This is a genomic window from Geodermatophilus sp. SYSU D00697 (assembly GCF_054050175.1).
Genome location: NZ_JBJGYV010000001.1, coordinates 238873 through 253620, shown reverse-complemented (window position 1 = coordinate 253620; position 14748 = coordinate 238873). Strand labels below are relative to the sequence as shown.

Annotated in this window: 17 protein-coding genes; 5 read left to right on the top strand and 12 right to left on the bottom strand. The window is 75.8% G+C overall.

The annotated features are described in order from the left end of the window. From ACI79C_RS01320 to ACI79C_RS01285, 8 genes are all read right to left on the bottom strand, one after another. Positions 1 to 1458: an NAD(P)H-hydrate dehydratase gene (locus ACI79C_RS01320; protein ID WP_456943797.1), complete on the bottom strand. Its 1458-nt coding sequence runs from the start codon at positions 1456 to 1458 to the stop codon at positions 1 to 3. Next, positions 1455 to 1847, bottom strand: a complete 393-nt coding sequence (locus ACI79C_RS01315; RefSeq protein WP_456943796.1) for a holo-ACP synthase — start codon at positions 1845 to 1847, stop codon at positions 1455 to 1457. The genes ACI79C_RS01320 and ACI79C_RS01315 overlap by 4 nt, the downstream gene beginning before the upstream one ends. Positions 1848 to 1973: 126 nt before the next feature. Continuing rightward, on the bottom strand, positions 1974 to 3836 hold the full coding sequence (glmS, locus tag ACI79C_RS01310; RefSeq protein ID WP_456943795.1) for a glutamine--fructose-6-phosphate transaminase (isomerizing): 1863 nt from the start codon (positions 3834 to 3836) through the stop codon (positions 1974 to 1976). Positions 3837 to 4091: 255 nt separating this feature from the next. Then, complete coding sequence (gene glmM, locus ACI79C_RS01305) at positions 4092 to 5435, bottom strand: phosphoglucosamine mutase (protein ID WP_456943794.1); 1344 nt, start codon at positions 5433 to 5435, stop codon at positions 4092 to 4094. Positions 5436 to 5446: 11 nt separating this feature from the next. After that, on the bottom strand, positions 5447 to 5866 hold the full coding sequence (gene rpsI / locus ACI79C_RS01300; RefSeq protein ID WP_456943793.1) for a 30S ribosomal protein S9: 420 nt from the start codon (positions 5864 to 5866) through the stop codon (positions 5447 to 5449). Next, entirely contained in the window at positions 5863 to 6306 is a 444-nt protein-coding gene (gene rplM, locus ACI79C_RS01295; protein WP_456943792.1) for a 50S ribosomal protein L13, read from the bottom strand. Before rplM ends, rpsI begins: the two co-directional genes overlap by 4 nt. A 160-nt stretch (positions 6307 to 6466) precedes the next feature. Next, positions 6467 to 6952: a beta-class carbonic anhydrase gene (locus ACI79C_RS01290; RefSeq protein WP_456943791.1), complete on the bottom strand. Its 486-nt coding sequence runs from the start codon at positions 6950 to 6952 to the stop codon at positions 6467 to 6469. Between the two features lie 54 nt (positions 6953 to 7006). Beyond that, complete coding sequence (locus ACI79C_RS01285; RefSeq protein ID WP_456943790.1) at positions 7007 to 8023, bottom strand: methyltransferase; 1017 nt, start codon at positions 8021 to 8023, stop codon at positions 7007 to 7009. Positions 8024 to 8157: 134 nt separating this feature from the next. On the opposite strand from ACI79C_RS01285, the gene moeA reads away from it, so the two are divergent. From moeA to ACI79C_RS01270, 3 genes are all read left to right on the top strand, one after another. Further along, positions 8158 to 9351 (top strand): molybdopterin molybdotransferase MoeA, encoded by a 1194-nt coding sequence (gene moeA / locus ACI79C_RS01280; protein ID WP_456943789.1) that lies wholly within the window; start codon positions 8158 to 8160, stop codon positions 9349 to 9351. Between the two features lie 69 nt (positions 9352 to 9420). Next, a complete protein-coding gene (gene moaC, locus ACI79C_RS01275) occupies positions 9421 to 9966 on the top strand; it encodes a cyclic pyranopterin monophosphate synthase MoaC (RefSeq protein WP_456943788.1) in 546 nt (181 codons plus the stop codon). After that, positions 9963 to 10454, top strand: coding sequence for a MogA/MoaB family molybdenum cofactor biosynthesis protein (locus tag ACI79C_RS01270; RefSeq protein WP_456943787.1), 492 nt, complete (start codon positions 9963 to 9965; stop codon positions 10452 to 10454). Before moaC ends, ACI79C_RS01270 begins: the two co-directional genes overlap by 4 nt. A gap of 40 nt (positions 10455 to 10494) precedes the next feature. Here the strand turns inward: ACI79C_RS01270 and fdhD are convergent, their stop codons facing one another. Next, the gene (gene fdhD, locus ACI79C_RS01265) at positions 10495 to 11322 is read right to left on the bottom strand and encodes a formate dehydrogenase accessory sulfurtransferase FdhD (RefSeq protein ID WP_456943786.1); all 828 of its coding nucleotides are present in this window, start codon (positions 11320 to 11322) and stop codon (positions 10495 to 10497) included. Between the two features lie 41 nt (positions 11323 to 11363). On the opposite strand from fdhD, the gene mobA reads away from it, so the two are divergent. Both mobA and ACI79C_RS01255 read left to right on the top strand, forming a co-directional pair. Next, positions 11364 to 11975 (top strand): molybdenum cofactor guanylyltransferase, encoded by a 612-nt coding sequence (gene mobA / locus ACI79C_RS01260; RefSeq protein ID WP_456943785.1) that lies wholly within the window; start codon positions 11364 to 11366, stop codon positions 11973 to 11975. Between the two features lie 9 nt (positions 11976 to 11984). Next, positions 11985 to 12647 carry an NAD(P)H-binding protein gene (locus tag ACI79C_RS01255; protein WP_456943784.1) on the top strand — a complete coding sequence of 221 codons (663 nt, stop codon included), beginning with the start codon at positions 11985 to 11987 and terminating at the stop codon, positions 12645 to 12647. Between the two features lie 49 nt (positions 12648 to 12696). Here the strand turns inward: ACI79C_RS01255 and truA are convergent, their stop codons facing one another. From truA to rplQ, 3 genes are read right to left on the bottom strand one after another with little or no spacing between them, the layout of a single operon-like run. Then, positions 12697 to 13581: a tRNA pseudouridine(38-40) synthase TruA gene (truA, locus tag ACI79C_RS01250; protein WP_456943783.1), complete on the bottom strand. Its 885-nt coding sequence runs from the start codon at positions 13579 to 13581 to the stop codon at positions 12697 to 12699. Beyond that, a complete protein-coding gene (locus ACI79C_RS01245; RefSeq protein WP_456943782.1) occupies positions 13553 to 13936 on the bottom strand; it encodes a hypothetical protein in 384 nt (127 codons plus the stop codon). The genes truA and ACI79C_RS01245 overlap by 29 nt, the downstream gene beginning before the upstream one ends. Further along, a complete protein-coding gene (gene rplQ / locus ACI79C_RS01240) occupies positions 13933 to 14634 on the bottom strand; it encodes a 50S ribosomal protein L17 (protein WP_456943781.1) in 702 nt (233 codons plus the stop codon). The genes ACI79C_RS01245 and rplQ overlap by 4 nt, the downstream gene beginning before the upstream one ends. Positions 14635 to 14748: the final 114 nt, after the last annotated feature.

Here is a 14748-nt window from a genome sequence, read left to right as displayed (position 1 = left end):
TCACGTCCCCCAGTCTCCCAGGCCGGGATGCGGGTCCCGGTGCAGGCGGGCCAGCGTCGCGGGCAGCCGGCGGACCAGGTCGCCGGCGATCAGCGGACCGTGCCCGGCGGCCGCCTGCCCGGCCCGGCCGTGCACGTGCGCGGCGACCGCGGCCGCCTCCGCCGCGGGCAGGCCGGTCGCCAGCAGCGCCCCGCCGATCCCGGAGAGCACGTCGCCGGTCCCGGCGGTGGCCAGCCAGGCGGTGCCGGTGCCATTGACGTACGCGGCGCCGTCGGGCGCGGCGACGACCGTGGCGTCGCCCTTGAGCAGGACGACGGCGCCGAGGTCGGCGGCCAGCCGGCGGGCCGAGCCGATCCGGTCCGGCCCGACGTCGACCCCGAACCGGGCGAACTCGCGGTCGTGCGGCGTCAGCACGGTGGGGGCGCCGCGGTCGCGCACCAGCCCCGGCTGCTGCGCGACCATCGTCAGCGCGTCGGCGTCCACCAGGACCGGCAGGTCGGTGGCGAGCACCTCGGCGAGCACGTCGCGCGCGGCGTCGTCGGTGCCCGTGCCGGGGCCGACGACCCAGGCCTGCACCCGGCCCGCGTCACCGGGGCGGCCCTCCGTGACGATCACCTCCGGCCAGGCGGCCCGGACCCCGGCCGCCGCCGTCCCGGCGTAGCGGACCAGGCCGGGACGGGTGCGCAACGCCGCTCCGGCGCACAGGACGGCGGCTCCCGGGTAGGTCGAGGAGCCCGCGACGACGCCCACGACGCCCTGCGTGTACTTGTCGTCGCCGGCGTGCGGCGGCCGGATCCGTGCCGCGACGTCGGCGTCGGTGAGCTGGTGCGCCGACGCCACCGGCGGGTCCAGCCCGATGTCGACGAGGTGGACGGTGCCCGCGTACCCGCGGCCCTCCCCCACCACCAGCCCGGCCTTGACCACGCCGAAGGTGACGGTGTGCTGGGCGGGGAAGGCCGCGCCCGCCACGGCGCCGGTGCCGGCGTCGACCCCGCTGGGCACGTCGACGGCGACCATCAGCCCGGGACCGGTGGCCGCCTGCTCCACCAGCGCGGCGGCCGCCGGGCGCAGCCCGCCGGAGCCGCCGATGCCGACGATCCCGTCGAGCACCAGGTCGGCCCGGTCGAGCCCGGTCGGCCCGTCGGGGCCGGCGACCCGGCCTCCGGCGGCGCGCAGGGCGGCCAGGCCGGCGGCGTGCGCCCGGTCGGCGTCCAGGAGGACGGCGGTCACGCGCGCGCCGCGGCGGGCGAGGACGGCACCGGCGAACAGCGCGTCCCCACCGTTGTTGCCGGCGCCCACCAGGGCGGTGACCCGCACGCCGACGGCCCGGCCCAGCAGCCGCAGGCACACCGTCGCGAGGCCCGCCGCCGCCCGCTGCATCAGCGTGCCCTCGTGGGTGGCGGCGAGCAGCGGCTCCTCCGCGGCCCGCACCTCCTCGGCGGTGTACAGGCCGATCACGACGCCTCCTCGGCGCGGGTCAGTCCCTCGGCGATCACCACCGCCGAGGCGATGCCGCCGTCGTGGCTCAGCGACAGGTGCCAGGAGGTGACCCCCAGCTGCGCCGCCCGCCCGGCCACCGTCCCGCGGACCTCCAGGTGCGGCCGGCCGTGCTCGCCCACGGTGACCTCGGCGTCGTGCCAGCGCAGGTCGCCGGGGGCGCCGAGGGCCTTGGCCAGGGCCTCCTTGGCCGCGAAGCGGGCGGCCAGCGACTCACCGCTGCGCGGGTTCCCCGAGGGCGTGCACTGCTCGGCCGCGGTGAACAACCGGTCGCGCAGGCCCGGGGTGCGGGTGAGCGTCGCGGCGAAGCGCTCCACGGGGACCACGTCGATGCCGACCCCGATGATCACCGGGCCAGTCTGCCCTGCCGCGGTCCGCGGCGTCGTCCCGGCAGGGTCACCGACCCCGGCGCGGCGCCGCCGACCCCGCGGTGTGCGGCGAGGTCGGCCGCGACGGCGCGAGGTCGGCGGGTCAGCTCACTCGACGGTGACGGACTTGGCCAGGTTGCGCGGCTGGTCGACGTCGTAGCCGCGGGTGTCGGCGATCTCGCAGGCGAGGACCTGCAGCGGCACCGTCGTGACCAGCGGCGCCAGGAGCGTCGGGGTCTGCGGCACGCGGATGATGTGGTCGGCGTAGGGGACGACGTCCTCGTCGCCCTCCTCGGCGATCACGATCGTGCGCGCGCCCCGGGCCCGGACCTCCTGGATGTTGGAGACCACCTTGCCGTGCACCGACTCGCGCGCCCGCGGCGAGGGCACCACGACGACGACCGGGGTGCCCTGGTCGATGAGCGCGATCGGTCCGTGCTTGAGCTCGCCGGCGGCGAAGCCCTCGGCGTGGATGTAGGCCAGCTCCTTGAGCTTGAGCGCACCCTCGAGCGCCACCGGGAAGGCCACGTGCCGGCCGAGGAACAGGATCGTGTCGGCGTCGGCCAGGGAGCGGCCGAGCGCGCGCACCGGCTCCATCTGCGTCAGCACCTCGCTGACCGCCTCCGGCATCTGGCGGAGGTCCTCGACGATCGAGGCGACCTCGTCGGCGAACTTGATGCCCCGGACCTGGGCGAGGAAGAGCCCGACCAGGTAGCAGGCCACGATCTGCGCCAGGAAGCTCTTGGTCGAGGCGACGGCGACCTCGGGGCCGGCGTGGGTGTAGAGCACCGCGTCGGACTCGCGCGGGATGGTCGACCCGTTGACGTTGCAGATCGCCAGCACGCGGGCCTTCTGCTCGCGGGCGTGGCGCAGCGCCATCAGGGTGTCCATCGTCTCGCCGGACTGGCTGATGACGACGACCAGCGTGGAGCGGTCGAGCACCGGGTCGCGGTAGCGGAACTCGCTGGCCACCTCGACCTCGACCGGGATGCGGGTCCAGTGCTCGATGGCGTACTTGGCGATCAGCCCGGCGTGGTAGGAGGTGCCGCAGGACACGACGAAGACCTTGTCGATCTCGCGCAGCTCCTGGTCGGAGAGCCGCACCTCGTCGAGCACCAGCTCGCCGTTGTCGCCCAGCCGCCCCAGCAGGGTGTCGGCGACCGCCTGGGGCTGCTCGGCGATCTCCTTGAGCATGAACCAGTCGTGGCCGCCCTTCTCGGCGGCCGCGGCGTCCCAGTCGACGGTGTAGGCGGTCGGCTCGACGACGCTGCCCTCGAAGTCGGTGACCGTCAGGCCGCGCTCGCGGTCGATCTCCACCACCTGGTCCTGGCCCAGCTCGCGCGCCTCGCGGGTGTGCGCGATGAACGCGGCCACGTCGGACCCGAGGAAGTACTCGCCCTCGCCGACGCCCACCACCAGCGGGCTGTTGCGTCGGGAGGCCACCAGGGTGTCGGGCTCGTCGGCGTGGGAGGCCACGAGGGTGAACGCGCCCTCGAGCCGTCGGCTCACCGCGCGCATCGCCTCGGCCAGCCGGCCCGGGCCCTCGGGGGTCTCGGCGTACTGGGCCGCGAGCAGGTGCGCGGCGACCTCGGTGTCGGTCTCCGAGCTGAACTCGACCCCGGCCGCCTCGCACTCGGCGCGCAGCGCCGCGAAGTTCTCGATGATGCCGTTGTGGATCACCGCGACCTTGCCGTCGGCGGACAGGTGCGGGTGCGCGTTGCGGTCGGTCGGCCCGCCGTGCGTGGCCCAGCGGGTGTGCCCGATGCCGATGGTGGCCTCGGGCAGCGCCTGGTCGGCGAGGACCTTCTCCAGGTTGGCCAGCTTGCCGGCCTTCTTCGCCGTCGCCATGGCCCCGTCAGCGAGGACGGCGACGCCCGCCGAGTCGTACCCCCGGTACTCGAGCCGTCGCAGACCGTCCAGGACGACGTCCAGGGCGTTCTGCGGGCCGACGTATCCCACGATTCCGCACATTGTGCCGAGGGTACCGGCGGATCCGGACCCATCCGTCCCTCGCGAGCGTCAACCACCCCTTCGGGGGCGAGACGCTCGCCTCACCCCACGGTGTGAACGGTCGACTCCCACGCCGCCCCCCTCCAGGGCACCGCCCCGAGCTCGCGAGGGGTGGGGAGGAGGGGGTCCTTCGTCAGTCGACGGTGACACCGGTCGACTTCCGCGCCTCGGTCCGCTCCTCACCCGCTGACGCTCGCTGCGATGCTCCCGCGGCTGTCAGTCGACGGAGGCGACGACCTCCGCCAGCCGGCCGGCGATCGCGTCGGCCTGCTCCTGGGTGGGGGCCTCGACCATCACGCGGACCAGCTGCTCGGTGCCCGACGGGCGCAGCAGCACCCGGCCGTCGTCCCCCAGCTCGGCCTCGCACGCGTTCACCGCGTCGGCGACCGTGTCGCTCTCCACGACCGCGAGGCGGTCGCGGACCGGCACGTTGACCAGCACCTGGGGCAGCCGCTGCACCACCGACGCCAACTCCGCGAGTGAGCTGCCGGTGGCCGCCATCCGGGACAGCAGCGACAAGCCGGTCAGCAGCCCGTCGCCGGTGGTGGCGTGGTCGAGGAACACCAGGTGCCCGCTCTGCTCCCCACCGAGGCTCAGGCCGTGCTCCCGGAGGGCCTCCAGCACGTAGCGGTCGCCGACGGCGGTGGTGTGCACCGCGATGCCGGCGTCACGCATGGTGTGGTGGAAGCCGAGGTTGCTCATCACCGTGGCGACGACGGTGTCCCCGGCCAGTTCCCCGCGCTCCTTGAGCGCGAGCGCGCACACGGCGAGGATTGCGTCGCCGTCGACCTGCTCGCCGCCGGCACTCACCGCGAGGCAGCGGTCGGCGTCCCCGTCGTGGGCGATGCCCAGGTCGGCGCCGTGCGCCCGGACGGCCTCGGTCAGCGGGCCGAGGTGGGTGGAGCCGATGCCGTCGTTGATGTTCCAGCCGTCGGGCTCCCCGCCGATGACGTGCACCGTGGCGCCGGCCCGGCGGTACACCTCGGGACCCACCGTCGCCGCGGCGCCGTGGGCGCAGTCGACGACGAGGGTCAGGCCGGACAGCGGCTGCGGCACCGTCGACAGCAGGTGCTCGATGTAGGTGCCGGCAGCGTCGGGGAGGTCCCGCACGCGGCCGATCTGGGCGCCCGTCGGCCGGGGACCGGTCCCGTCGCCGGCGGTGACGACCCGCTCGATCGCGGCCTCGACGGCGTCGGGCAGCTTGTGCCCGCCGCGGCTGAACAGCTTGATGCCGTTGTCTGGCATCGGGTTGTGACTGGCGGAGATCATCACGCCGAGGTCTGCGCCGGTGTGCGCCGTGAGGTGGGCGATCGCCGGGGTGGGCAGCACCCCGGCCCGCAGCACCTCGGCACCGGCACTGGCGAGGCCCGCCACGACGGCGGCCTCGAGCATCTCCCCACTGGCGCGGGGGTCACGGCCGACGACCGCGACGGGACGCGAGGTCCCGTCGCGGTCGGCGAGCACGCCGGCGGCAGCACGTGCCACCGAGAGGGCCAACTCCGGCGTGAGGTCGGCGTTGGCCCGACCCCGGACGCCGTCGGTCCCGAAGAGGCGACCCACGGGCGTACCGGTCAGCGCTTCGAGTACTGAGGCGCCTTGCGCGCCTTCTTCAGGCCGTACTTCTTCCGCTCGGTGACCCGCGGGTCACGCGTGAGGAAGCCGGCCTTCTTCAGGGCCGGACGGTCCTCGGCCTCGACCTCGACGAGCGCCCGGGCGATCGCCAGGCGCAGCGCACCGGCCTGGCCGCTGACGCCGCCGCCCCTGAGGATGCCGACGACGTCGTACTGCTCGGCCCGCTCCACGGTCACCAGCGGCTCACGGATGAGCTGCTGGTGCACCTTGTTCGGGAAGTACTGCTCGATGGTCCGGCCGTTGAGCCGGAACTGGCCGGTGCCGGGCAGCAGCCGCACGCGGACGACGGCCTCCTTGCGCCGGCCGACGGTCTGCACCGGACGCCCCTCGGCGTCGGTCACGGTCAGTGCGCTGGTCACTGGGCCACCTGCTTGATCTCGTAGGGCTGGGGCTGCTGCGCGGCGTGCGGGTGCTCCGGCCCGGCGTACACCTTCAGCTTCTTGAGCATCTGCCGGCCCAGGCTGTTGTGCGGCAGCATCCCCTTGATGGCGCGCTCGATGACGCGGTCGGGGTGGGTGCGCAGCTGGTCGCCGACCGGGGTGGCCTTGAGGCCGCCCGGGTAGCCCGAGTGGCGGTAGGCGATCTTCTGGTCGCGCTTGGAGCCGGTCAGCGCCACCTTGCCGGCGTTGACGATGACGACGAAGTCGCCGACGTCCACGTGCGGGGCGTACTGGGGCTTGTGCTTGCCGCGGAGCAGGACCGCGGTCTGGCTGGCGAGTCGACCGAGCACCACGTCAGTGGCGTCGATGACGTGCCAGGCCCGGCTGACCTCGCCGGGCTTGGGGGTGTACGTGCGCACGGCGCTCGTGTCCTCCGTCGTCGTCGGATCGGCTGGTGGGATCGCCTCACCGAGCACGGGAGACGGTGCAGCGCGCGCGGGCACCAGCCGGCCCGCGCGCCAGCCGACCACGATACCAGCCCGCCGATCCCGGCCCTCGGGCAGCGAAGGGGTGGACCGCTCAGCTGACCTCGTGCAGCTGACCGGACTCGACGTCGTAGACGGTGCCCCGGACCTCGCGGGAGAGCAGGTAGGGACTCTCCCGGATCAGCCGCATCGACTCGCGCACGTCCTCGTCGGCGTCCCGGAAGGCACGCACCGCCCACGGGGGCCGGCGCCCGGTGGCCTGCTCCACGAGGTCGGCGAAGGAGTTGTCGTCCGTGGCCTGCAGCCCGCACTGGGTGTGGTGCACGAGCAGGATCTCGCGGGTGCCTAGCACGTGCTGGGAGACGGTGAGCGAACGGACGACGTCCTCGGTGATGACGCCGCCCGCGTTGCGGATGACGTGCGCGTCGCCGACCTCCAGACCGAGCATCTGGAACAGCGGCATCCGGGAGTCCATGCAGGCCACCACGGCCACGCGCCGGGCCGGACGCACGTCCTTCGAGCCGGGGAACCGCCGCGCCCACTCCGTGTTGGCCGCCAGCATCCGGTCGATCTCGCTCACGCCCACCCCTCTCGCCTGCGACTGCGCCGACCCTAACCGCGCAGCCGCGCCGGCTCACCCCGGGACGGCGGTGACCAGGGAGGTGCTCGGGCCGACCCGTACGGCCCCCTGCCAGCGCAGGCCGGTCGCCTCGAACAGCTGCCGCCACTCCGCCTCCGTGCGCTCCCGGCCGCCCGCGCTGACCAGCATCATCAGGTCGAGGAAGGCCACGGGCGCGTCGGTGTTGGGCGGGCCGACCACCGCGTCGTGTACCAGGAGGACCGCCTCCGGCCCCAGCGCCGCGCGGACCCGCCGCAGGATCGCCCGCGCCTCGTCGTCGGGCCAGTCGTGCAGGATCCGGCTGAGCAGGTAGGCGTCGGCACCGTCGGGCACCTCGGCGAAGAAGTCGCCCGGCACCACCGTCACCCGGTCGGCCACCCCGGCCTCCCGCAGCACGTCGCCCGCTCCGGCGAGCACCTGCGGCTGGTCGAACAGCAGTCCGCGCAGCCCGGGGTGCGCGCGGAGCACCGAGGCCAGCAGGGCCCCGGTGCCGCCCCCGACGTCGGCGAGCACCCGGTACCGCCCGAAGTCGTGCGCGGCGAGGAACCCGGGGGTGAGGGCCCGGGAGAGGGTGCGCATCGCCGCGTCGAACACCTCCTGCTCCTCGGGGTGCTGACGGCGGTACTCCCACACGTCCACGCCGAGGGCGTGCCGGGCCGCGTTCTCCCCCGTCCGGACGCTGTGCAGCAGGTCCCCCCAGGCTCGCCACTCGTAGGCCGCGCAGAACATGCGCGCGAGGGGGTCGACGGAGAGTGGGTGGTCGGTGCGCAGGTACTGCCCGGTCGCCCCGAGGGAGAAGGTCCGCCTCTCGCCCTCCAGGAAGACCCCGATCGCGGCCAGCGCCCGCAGCAACCGGTAGAGGGTCGGCTCGTGGGTCGCGGTCGCCCGGGCGAGGTCGGCGACCGTCCGGGGACCGTCCCGGAGCAGGTCGGCGATCCCGAGCCTCGCGGCCACGGTCAGCGCCTGCGACCGCTGGTAGCCCCGTACCAGGTCGGCGAGCTCCTGGTAGGCCGCCGTCACCGACTCGGTCACCTCGACCTCCCGGGGAGCACCGGTCCGCTCTCCCGCGAGGATGCCCCTCGACGCCGCCGCGCGGCACCCCGGTCAGATCCGGGGACGCCCTCCCTCGGGGGTCCGGGGCGCGGGCGATCGGTCAGGATGTGCCCGTGCGCACGGTCGAGGAACACCAGGCGGTCGTGGCCGCCCTCCTGCCCGACATGCCCGTGGAGGAGGTGGCGCTGGCCGCGGCGCACAACCGCGTCCTCGCGCGGGACCTGACCGCGGCCGTGGCGCTGCCGGGCTTCGACAACTCCGCGATGGACGGGTACGCCGCGCGGTGGGCGGAGGTGTCGGCTCCGCCGGTCCGGCTGCCGGTCTCCGACGACGTCCCGGCCGGGCGCACCGACGTCCGGCCGCTGGCGCCGGGGACGGTGCAGCGGATCATGACCGGCGCCCCCGTGCCTGCCGGCGCGGACGTCATCGTGCCCGTGGAGCTGACCGACGGCGGCACCGAGGTGGCGGAGATCCGGGACGCCCCCGCGCGCGGCACGCACGTGCGCGCGGCCGGGGAGGACATCGCCGCCGGCACGGTCGCCCTGACCGCCGGGACCCCGCTGGGCGCCGCGCACCTGGGCCTGGCCGCCGCGGTGGGAGCCCGGACGCTGACCGTGCGCCGCCGTCCGCGCGTGCTGGTGCTCTCCACCGGCAGCGAGCTGGTCGAGCCCGGGGAGCCGCTGCTGCCCGGCCAGATCTACGAGTCGAACTCCGCCCTGCTGGTCGCCGCGGTCGAGGACGCCGGCGGCGCGGCCCGGCGGCTGCACTTCGTGCCCGACGACGTCGACCAGTTCCTCGCCACGGTCCGCGCGGAGCTGACGACCGCAGACCTGCTGGTGACCAGCGGCGGGGTCAGCGCCGGCGCCTACGAGGTGGTCAAGGACGCCTTCCGGGCGCTGGGCACCGTCGAGTTCGTCAAGGTGGCCATGCAGCCCGGCGGTCCGCAGGGCGCGGGCACGGTGGACGGCGTCCCGGTGGTCACCCTGCCCGGGAACCCCGTCAGCTCGTTCGTCTCCTTCGAGGTGTTCGTGCGGCCCGCGCTGCGCCGCGCGCTCGGCCACGCCGCGCCCGGCCGGCTGCGGGCCCCGGCCACGCTGACCGCCCCACTGCGCTCCCCCGCCGGCCGCCGCCAGTTCCTGCGCGGCCGCTACGACGGCGGTCAGGTCTCCCAGGTCGGCGGACCCGGGTCGCACCTGGTGGCGCACCTGGCCCGCGCCAACTGCCTGGTCGTCGTCCCCGAGGACGTGACCGAACTGCCCGCCGGCGCCGAGGTCGACGTCGTGCTGATCGAAGGAGCCCTCCAGTGAGTCGACGGCGCGGTGAGCATCGCAGCGAGCGAGGAGCGGAGCAGTGCCGGAGACGAACAGGAGCACACAGTGACCGGTGACCCCGCCAGCATCGACCCGACGGCGGACAACCCGACCCGCGAGGACGGCGTGCACTCGCCCGTCGCCGAGCGGCGGCTGACCCACGTCGACGCGGCCGGAGCCGCCCGCATGGTCGACGTCTCGGCCAAGGCGGTGACCGCTCGGGAGGCCACTGCGGCCGGGCGGGTCCTCGTGAGTCCCGAGGTCGTCGCCCTGCTGCGCGGCGAGGGGGTGCCCAAGGGCGACGCGGTCGCCGTCGCGCGGATCGCCGGCATCGCCGGAGCCAAGCGCACGCCCGACCTCGTGCCGCTGTGCCACCCGATCGCCCTGCACGGGGTCACCGTCGACGTCAGCGTCGCCGACGACGCCGTCGAGATCACCGCCACCGCGCGCACCGCCGACCGCACCGGGGTGGAGATGGAGGCGCTCACCTCCGTCGCCGTGGCCGGGCTGACCGTCATCGACATGGTCAAGGCCGTCGACCCGCGGGCCACGATCACCGACGTCCGGCTGCTGGCCAAGTCCGGCGGGAAGAGCGGGGAGTGGCGGCGGTGACCGGGCTGCCCGACGACGCCCGCGCCGTCGTCGTCACCGCCTCCAACCGCGCGGCCGCCGGGGTCTACGCCGACCGCAGCGGGCAGGCGCTCGCCGCGGGGCTGGCCGAGCTGGGCTTCACCGTCGAGGGCCCGCACGTGCGTCCCGACGACGTCGCCGAGCTGGAGGTGGTGCTGCGCGAGGCGGTCGCGACCGGCGCCGACGTCGTCCTCACCACGGGCGGGACCGGGCTCTCGCCCACCGACGTCACCCCCGAGGCGACCCGCGCGGTGCTCGAGCGGGAGGCGCCGGGCATCGCGGAGGCGGTCCGCCGGTACGGCGAGCCCACGGTGCCGACGTCGGTCCTCTCGCGGGGGCTCGCCGGCACGGCGGGGCGGACGCTGATCGTCAACCTGCCCGGCTCGACCGGCGGGGTGCGGGACGGGCTCGCGGTGCTCGGTCCGCTGCTGCCGCACGTGGTGAGCCAGCTGCGCGGCGGCGACCACTGAGCACACGTGCGGGGTGTGAGAGCGCAGGGGACCTGCGCTCTCACACCCCGGTGAGGCGCTCGGGGCGGGTGTAGACGTTGCAGCCGTCGCCGCGGAGGAAGCCGACCAGGGTGATGCCGGCGTCCGCGGCGAGCTCCACGGCCAGGGACGACGGCGCCGACACGGCGGCCAGCACCGGGATGCCGGCCATCGCCGCCTTCTGGGTCAGCTCGAAGCTCGCCCGGCCGCTGACCATGAGCACGTGCCCGGTCAGGGGCAGCCGGCCCTCCCGCACCGCGTCGCCGACGACCTTGTCGACGGCGTTGTGCCGGCCGACGTCCTCGCGCAGCGCGACCAGCCCGCCGTCGGCCGTGAACAGCCCGGCCGCGTGCAGGCCCCCGGTCTTGTCGAACACCTGCTGGGCCGCGCGCAGCCGGTCGGGCAGCGCGAGCAGCGTCGCGAGGTCCAGCCGGACCGGGTCGCCCGCGACGTCGTGCCGGGTCCTCGTCCGGATGGCCTCGATGCTCGCCTTGCCGCACACCCCGCACGAGCTCGACGTGTAGAAGTTGCGGTCCAGCGCGGTGTCCGGCGGCTCGACCCCGGGCGCGAGGTCGACGTCCACGACGTTGTAGGTGTTGCGCCCGTCGGGGTCGACGGAGTCGCAGTAGCGCAGGCCCAGGACGTCGTCCGCACCGCCGATGACGCCCTCGGTGGCCAGGAAGCCGTGCACCAGGTCGAAGTCGTGCCCCGGGGTCCGCATGGTCACCGCCAGCGGCGTGCCCGACAGCCGGATCTCCAGCGGCTCCTCCGCCGCCACGGTGTCCGGTCGGGTGCTGCGCGCCGACCCGCGGATCCGCAGCACCGGCGTCCGGCTCGTGACTCGTCCCACGAGGCGCGACGGTACCCACGTGCGCGCCCTACGGTCTGCGTGTGCCCGCGCTGCCCCCCTACGCCGCCGTCGTCCTGGCCGGGGGCCGTGCGGCGCGGATGGGCGGGCAGGCCAAGCCGCAGCTGGACGTCGGCGGCCGGACCATGCTGGCCGCCGTCCTCGAGGCGGTGGCCGACGCGCAGCCGCGGGTGGTCGTGGGCCCGCCGCAGCCGGTGCCGCCCGGGGTGGTCGTCGTCCGCGAGGACCCGCCGCGGGGCGGGCCGGTGGCCGCGATGCGAGCCGGACTGGCCGCCGTCCCCACCGAGGTGGTCGCCGTGCTCGCCGGCGACCTGCCGTTCCTCACCCCTGCGCTGATCGGCGCCCTGCGCGAGCGGCTCACCGGGGACGGCGTCCTCGTCGTCGACGACACCGACCGCGACCAGTTGCTGCTGGGCGTGTGGCGGACCGGCGCGCTGCGGGCCGCCGTCGCCGACGTCACGGGCCCCACGTCGGTGCGCAAGGTGCTGGCCCCGCTGGCGGTGCGCCGCCTGCACCCGACCGTGGCGCCGGGCTCGCCGCCGCCGTGGACCGACTGCGACACCCCCGCCGACCTGGCCCGCGCACGGGCGGCGGCCGCGGAGGCGGCCCGGATGGGCCGTCGGCGGCGCGGGTAGCCCCGGCCCATGCGCATAGTCATCGCCGGGGCCCACGGGCAGGTCGCCCGCCGCCTCGGTCGTCTCCTGACCGGCCGCGGGGACACCGTGGTCGGCATCGTCCGCAACCCCGACCACGAGGCCGACCTCCGGGACGACGGCGTCGAGCCGGCGGTCCTGGACCTCGAGCAGGCCGGCGTCGACGAGGTCGCCGAGGTCGTGCGCGGAGCCGACGCGGTCGTCTTCGCCGCCGGGGCTGGCCCGGGCAGCGGAGCGGCCCGCAAGCACACGGTCGACCGCGGCGCGGCGGTCCTGCTGGCCGACGCCGCCGAGCGCGCCGGCGTCGGCCGCTACCTCCTGGTCTCCTCGATGGGCGTGGAGCAGGCCCGGCGCGGCACGCCGCAGGGGATGGACCCGGTCTTCGCCGCGTACCTGCAGGCCAAGCTCGCCGCCGAGGACGTCATCCTCCCGCGGCCGGGGCTGGGCACGGTGGTGCTGCGACCCGGACGGCTCACCGACGACCCCGGGACCGGCCGGGTCACCCTCGCCCACGGGGTGGACTACGGGGAGGTCCCGCGGGACGACGTCGCGGCCGTGCTGGTCGCGCTGCTCGACGCCGGGAAGACCGACGAGGTGGTCGCGCTGGTCAGCGGTCCCACGCCGATCGACGAGGCGGTCGCCGCCCTGCCCTGAGCGCCGGCTCGGGTGGGCACGGGATCGACCGGCCCGTCGGGACGGCTGTTCAGCCGCGGCGCGCCCGGGTGACCTGCGCTCGGGCGGCCAGCTCGGCGACCGGGGGGTAGTCGACCGCGACCAGCGTGAGACCGGCGGCCGGGGCCACCACCACCTCACCGGCCCGCTCGGCGCGCGACAGCAGCGAGGCCGGCCACTCCGCCGCCCGCCGCCCCTCCCCCACCGCGATCAGGGCGCCGACCAGGCTGCGCACCATCGAGTGGCAGAACGCGTCGGCGCAGGCCCGCACGAGGACCAGGTCGCCGTCGCGCTCGGCCGACAGCGCCAGGAGCGTCCGGACGGTGCTGGCTCCCTCCCGACGACGGCAGAACGCCGCGAAGTCGTGCTCGCCGAGCAGCAGCCCGGCCGCCAGCGACATCGCCTCGACGTCCAGCCGTCGCGGCCACCCGACGGTGTCGAGCCGGCGCAGCGGCGGCGGACCGGCATCGGCGTCGGCGAGCCGGTAGAGGTAGTGCCGGCGGAGCGCGCCGAAGCGGGCGTCGAACTCCGGCGGCGCCTCGGCCACGGCGGTCACCGCGACGTCGGGCGGCAGCACCCCACGCAGCCGGCGGACCAGCCTGTCCCGCTGTTCCTCCCACACCGCGCGGGGGACGTCGGCGTGCGCGACCTGCCCGGTCGCGTGCACCCCCGCGTCGGTGCGGCCGGCGACGGTCAGCTCGACCGGGGTGCGCAGCACCGTCGCCAGCGCGGCCTCCAGGTCGCCCTGGACGGTCCGCTGACCCGGCTGGCGGGCCCAGCCGTGCAGTGCGGTGCCGTCGTAGCCGATCTCCAGCCGGAGACGGACGAGCCCGCCACCGGGTGCGGTGACGGGCTCGTCGAGGTCGTGCTGGCCGTTCAGCGACCGCTCACTTGGGGTCGGGCGCGGCCTCGCCACCGGGGGCGTGCGTGCCCGCCGTGGCGGCGTCGCCCAGCTCGGCCGCCTCCACCTCGGCGGCGGCCGCGGCGGCCACGTCCGGGGAGAGGATCGGGTCGTCGACGACAGCGACGTTCTCCGCGGTCGGCTGCGGGGTGACGTCGCCGTCGTCCTGGCGCTCGCCGTCGGGGTTGAAGACGTCCGTGACGACCTGCTGGGCCTCGGGGTCGACGTCTCCGGCGGTCACGGCCGGGGAGGTGTCGCCACCGGGCCCGGTCGTCTCGCCCTCGAAGGTCGAGCCCTGGTCACCGCCACCGGCGGAGACACCGGCAGCGCCGGCGTCGCCGCCCGCGCCCGGCTGCTCCCGGTCGGTCACCGAGCGCCGCCCGTCTCCTCGGCGTCGCCCGGCGACTCGGCGTCGGCGGCCACGGTCTCGGTGGCGTCGGCGGTCCCGGCCTCGTCGGAGGCGGCCTCGGTGGTGTCGGCGTCGGCGGCCTCGGTGGAGTCGGCGTCGGCGGCCTCGGTGGTGTCGGCGTCGGCGGCCTCGGCGTCGCCCGGCGACTCGGCGTCGGCGGCCACGGTCGCGGTGTCGTCGCCGGGCGCGGCCTCGAGGGCGTCGGCGGTGACCTCACCGGACGCGGCGGCGGCACCGGCGCCGGAGGCGAACCGCGTGCCGCGGGCGCGCTCGGCCTCGCCGACGGCCTGCTGGGCCACGGTCTGGCCCTCGACCAGCTCGATGACGGCCATGGGGGCGTTGTCGCCCTTGCGCGGACCGACCTTGGTGATGCGGGTGTAGCCGCCCGAACGGTCCGCGTAGCGCGGGCCGATCTCGGCGAACAGCGTGTGGACGACGTCCTTGTCCCGGATGACGGTCATCACCTGGCGACGGGCGTGCAGGTCACCGCGCTTGGCGAAGGTCACCAGCTTCTCGGCGTACGGGCGCAGCCGCTTCGCCTTCGCCTCGGTGGTGGTGATCCGCCCGTGCTCGAACAGCGACGTGGCCAGGTTGGCCAGCATCAGCCGCTCGTGCGAGGGGGACCCGCCGAGACGGGGGCCCTTGGTGGGGGTGGGCATGTCGGTCCTTCCTCAGGCGGCCGGGCCGCGGTGCCGGCTGCGTTCCGTGGTGGTGCTGTCGATCGGCGCGCGGCGCGCGCTGTGGTGCATCCGGACCAGTGTGGCGGCCCGGAG